The organism is Dyella sp. OK004 (genome assembly GCF_900114495.1).
Lineage (GTDB): Bacteria > Pseudomonadota > Gammaproteobacteria > Xanthomonadales > Rhodanobacteraceae > Dyella_D.
The window spans coordinates 587,535-592,345 of sequence record NZ_FOZI01000003.1 but is presented as its reverse complement, the minus strand read 5'-3'; the positions used below and the strand labels follow the sequence as shown (position 1 = coordinate 592,345).

3 protein-coding genes are annotated in these 4,811 nt (G+C 61.3%); 2 read left to right on the top strand and 1 reads right to left on the bottom strand.

Features of this window, described 5'->3' with window-relative positions; translation table 11 throughout:
- Nucleotides 1–135: 135 nt before the first annotated feature.
- A complete protein-coding gene (locus tag BM338_RS15070) occupies nucleotides 136–906 on the bottom strand; it encodes an efflux RND transporter periplasmic adaptor subunit (RefSeq protein ID WP_177229374.1) in 771 nt (256 codons plus the stop codon).
- A gap of 469 nt (nucleotides 907–1,375) precedes the next feature.
- On the opposite strand from BM338_RS15070, the gene BM338_RS15065 reads away from it, so the two are divergent.
- Entirely contained in the window at nucleotides 1,376–2,272 is an 897-nt protein-coding gene (locus BM338_RS15065) for a bestrophin family protein (RefSeq protein ID WP_090452042.1), read from the top strand.
- A gap of 52 nt (nucleotides 2,273–2,324) precedes the next feature.
- The gene (locus BM338_RS15060) at nucleotides 2,325–4,631 is read left to right on the top strand and encodes an FdhF/YdeP family oxidoreductase (RefSeq protein ID WP_090452040.1); all 2,307 of its coding nucleotides are present in this window, start codon (nucleotides 2,325–2,327) and stop codon (nucleotides 4,629–4,631) included.
- Nucleotides 4,632–4,811 lie beyond the last annotated feature (180 nt).

The window sequence follows — 4,811 nt, the reverse complement described above, 5'->3', positions numbered from 1 at the left end:
GTTGCCCTCTTGGCGGGCCTTCGGCGCATCAATGGCCGGGCCCTCAGCGTTGAAAGGTGTCGAGCTTGTGTCGTTGCCTTGAAACCATCAGCGATCAGCGCAGCGGCGCTGACCGTCACATCCGTTATGTGCGAGTCACTGCTTGCCCAGGCTGGCCTTGCACTTGACGCCCGACGGGACGTCCAGCCCGGGGTTGGGCAAATCCATGAACACCACGAAGGTGCCGCTGGCCGCATCGATGATGCGATCCACGCTGGAGACCTTCGCGGTGTAGTGCTTGCCCGGCTGTATTTCGGGAACCACGTTGGCGGTCATGCCGACCGCCGCTTCGCCGAACGCGCGCATCGGCATCACCACGCGGATGCGCAGGGGATTGAGTTGGGCGAGTTTGACGATGGCGTGCTTGGTGGCGCCCGGCTCGAAGATTTCGCCGGGCCACATCATCTGGTCCACCACGACACCGTCGAAGGGACTGCGAATCGTGCGCAGGTTGAGCTGGCTCGATTGCTGGACGTACTCCAGGTGCGCCACCTCGCGGTTTTCCTTGGCTACCAGCAGTTCGGCCTGGGCTTGCTTGAGTTCACCTTCAGCGTCATCGCTGTCCTGTTTGGACATGAGTTTTTCCGCCGCCATATCGCGACGCCGGTTGTACTTGCGCTGGGAGAATTCGATCTTGCTTTGCGCCAGCTGACTCGGGCCGGCTAGTTGTGACTTATAGCGGGCAAGGTCGGACGCCGCCTGTTCGGCATGGGATTCGAGCGAGGCAAGTACCTGGCCGTGTGTCACGCGATCGCCGCGCTTGACCAGCACGCGATCGATCAGGCCTGCCACGGGTGCGCCCAGCTCCACGGTTTGCATGGGCTCGATCAGGCAGTCATAGCCTGCCGGTGCCGGCAGGGCCGACACGTATGTGTTTGCGATGGAAGCGATGGCGCCCAAGGCCAGAACGCAAATTCTTCGGGCGTGCAGCCGTGCGCCAAGACATCCCAGAACCAGTCTGGGCAGAAGAGTCATTCCATTGTCCCCTGTTACACGGTTTGCGGCGGAGCCCCCTGACTTCGCCCAGCGAAACCGCGGAGCAGAAACTATCGGTTCGGCAGATGACTCACAAGGAGTATTTTTCGCAAGTTATTGCGTTATCAGGAGGAACAACAACTTCCGATTCGCGGCTCGTGCGGCGGGTGAGCAAACGTCTAGATGAGATGCCTTCGCGGGTGGTGCGATCGACACGTGCGGAGGGGGCGACGTGTCTTGCCATGGACATGTTGTTGGCACGTTCAAGGCCGGATGGCCCGACCGCGACCGCCTTCGCTGCGATCTCGAGCGAGCTGATCCGGTCTACCATTCCTGCTAGTACGTATTGAGATTCATCGAGATGATTGTCCGCCAGCAGCCCTCTTTCAAAGACATTCTGTTTGCGATCCGCGGGTCGATCCTGCCGCGGATCGCGCGGCGCCTGGCCACGATCGCGCTACTCAGCGTTGTCGCGATTCTCGCGGCGAACGAGCATCCGGGGATCTTTGCGCGGATCAGTGCCGTTCCGTTCACCCTGATCGGTATCGCGCTGTCGGTGTTCATGAGCTTCCGCAACAACGCGTGTTACGCGCGTTGGTGGGAAGGGCGACGGCTTTGGGGCGAGCTGATCATTTCCTGTCGCTCATTCGCACGGCAGACATCGACGCTTGAGGAGAAAGACAGGCAGTACCTCTTGCGCAGCCTGTGCGGATTCACCGCCGGGCTTACCGCACGTCTTCGCGGCGATGATGAGCCGGCGGCGATCGCCCTGTGGTGTGCCATCGACAACCTGGACCAAAGCCCCAATCCCACCAACGAAGTGCTCAATCAGGTCGGCACGTACTGCCTGACGCTGATGCATCAGGAGAAGATCGGGGCGATCCACTATTCGGTGCTGGAAAAGCAACTTGCCCAGCTATCCGATGTTCAAGGCGGATGCGAGCGCATCGCCTCGACCCCGGTGCCATTCACCTATTCGCTGTTGCTGCACCGTACCGCTCTGATTTTCTGCATCGCGCTTCCTTTCGCACTCGCGGGCTCGCTGGGTTGGTGGACCCTGCTTCCGGTGCTTCTTGTCGCCTACACATTCTTTGGCCTGGATGCGCTCGGCCATCAGCTTGAAGCGCCCTTTAGCCTGGAGCCGAATGCGCTGCCGCTCTATGCGATACAGCGCATTGTCGAGCGCGAGATGCTGGGGTTGCTCGGCGAAAAGGAGCTTCCGCCGCTGCTGGAGCCGCATAATGATGTGCTGAGTTGAAACCAGTGGGCCATGCGGGTCCAAGCCACTTCTTTCCCGGAACACGTTGACTATGGCTGACAGCAAGCCCCCTCGTTACAAGACTTACAACCATCCGGCCGGTGGCTGGGGCGCTGCCGCGGCGACCGCCAAGGTGCTGCTTCAACAAAGCGTGGTCGCCAAAGGGTCGCGTGCGCTGCTCGATATGAACCAGCCGGGTGGCTTCAAGTGCCCAAGCTGCGCTTTTCCGGACGCCGCTTGCACCAAGAAGCTGGAGTTCTGCGAAAACGGGGTAAAGGCGCTGGCGTTCGAGGCGACCAAGTTCCGCATCACTCGGGAGTTCTTCGCGAAGCACACCGTCGCCGAACTGATGGAGCAGTCGGATCATTGGCTCGAGATGCAGGGCCGCCTGACTGAGCCCATGCGCTACGACGCCGCCACGGACCATTACGTGCCGTGCGATTGGGATGAGGCCTTCGCGATGATCGGCCACCATCTGCGCGCGCTCGAAAGCCCGCACCATGCGGAGTTCTATACGTCGGGCCGCACGCCCAACGAGGCGGCCTTTCTTTACTCAATTTTTGTCCGGGAATTCGGCACCAACAATTTCCCGGACTGCTCGAACATGTGCCACGAGCCCACCAGCCGCGGACTGGCGCCGGCGATTGGCGTGGGCAAGGGTACGGTCGTGCTGGAAGACTTCGAGCACACCGAAGCCATCTTCGTGATCGGCCAGAATACGGGGACTAACTCGCCGCGCATGATGACCCACCTGGTCGAGGCCCGTAAGCGCGGCGTTCCGATCGTGGCGGTGAATCCGATGCCGGAGCGGGCGCTGATTCGCTTCACGGAGCCTCAGGATGTCGTGCAGATGGCGACCTTCGGCTCCACCGCTATTGCGAGCGAATTCGTTCACATCAAGATCGGCGGTGACCTTGCTCTGCTGAAAGGCATGATGCGGGTGATCTTTGAGCGCGAGGCGCTGGGCGAGCAGGTCATCGATCACGACTTCATCCGCCAGCATACGGTGGGCCTGGAGGCGCTCCGCGACGAAGTGATGTTGCAGACGTGGGACGATATCGTACGGATCTCCGGTCTGGAGGAAGCCCAGATTCGCCGCTGCGCTGACATCTATATCCGTTCGCGCGCCACGATGATCTGCTATGGCATGGGGCTCACCCAACATCAGCAGGGTTCGCGACTGATCCAGCAAGTGGCGAACCTGTTGTTGTTGCGCGGCAACTTCGGCAAGCCGGGTGCCGGCATCGCGCCGATCCGCGGACATTCGAACGTGCAGGGGGACCGCACCGTCGGTATTGACGAGAAACCGTCCCAGGCCTACCTGGACCGCGTGCGCGATGTCTTTGGCTTTGAGCCGCCGCGCGAGCACGGCCACCATACCGTCGAGTCCATCGAGGCGATGCTGGACGGCACAGCCAAAGTCTTCATCGGCATGGGCGGCAACTTTGTCCGTGCGGTTCCGGATACCGAGCGATCCTATGCCGCGATGCGCAAGCTCGCGTTGACCGTGGGCATCGCGACCAAGCTCAACCGGGGTCATCTGGTTCACGGCAAGGACGCGCTGATCCTGCCGGTGAGTTCCCGCTCGGAGTGGATTCGCACTTCCGCGGGCGAGCAGTTCGTCACGATCGAAGACGCCATGTCCAATGTGTCGGCGTCCCGCGGCGTGCTGGATCCGCCGAGTGCAGACGTGATGCCGGAAGTGGAGATTGTCTGCCGCATGGCACGCGCCACCTTGCCGGACAGCAAGCTGCCGTGGGAAAGCTACATCTACAACTACGACTTGATCCGCGACAAGATTGCCGAGGTGTATCCCGCGATCTATAGCGAGTTCTCCGAGCGGATCAAAGACCCTAAGGGTTTCCATCTCGATGTGCCGCCGCGCCGGCTGGTCTGGCCCACCCCGAATGGCAAGGCCAATTTCCTGCCGCTGCCGGGGCTTGAGGTCAACACTCCGATTGACGATCCGTCGATGTTGCGTCTGGCGACGGTGCGTTCACACGACCAGTTCAACACCACGATCTACAGTTACAGCGATCGCTATCGTGGCGTGTATAACGACCGCATGGTGATCTTCATGAACGAACAGGATCGCGTGGCCCGTGGTCTGGAGGAGGGGGCCCGGGTGGCTCTCGAAACCATCAGCGAAGATGGCATCCAGCGGCGCGTGGAGGGGCTGACGATTCTCGATTACCCGATGTCGCGCGGCGCTATTGCGGGGTACTACCCAGAGCTCAATTCGCTGCTGCCGCTGGACTACTACGACAGGATCAGTGGCACGCCTGCGGCCAAGTCCATTCCGGTGCGCGTGGTGGCTGAGGGCCTGGCGGGTGTCTCGCATGGCGCCAAAGATCCGTAGTGGGCGCGTTGTCGCGACCTGGCCGCTTATGCAGCGGGCATTTCGGACGCCTGCCGGCGCCCGAGTCACTTTCTCTTTGCTGACCCAAAGAGAAAGTAACCAAAGAGAAATGGTCTAAAGAGCGCGGTGTGCTCTGTAGCTGCGCATCTTCCAGTGTCAGGCGTAGGGTTTGCTCTCGCT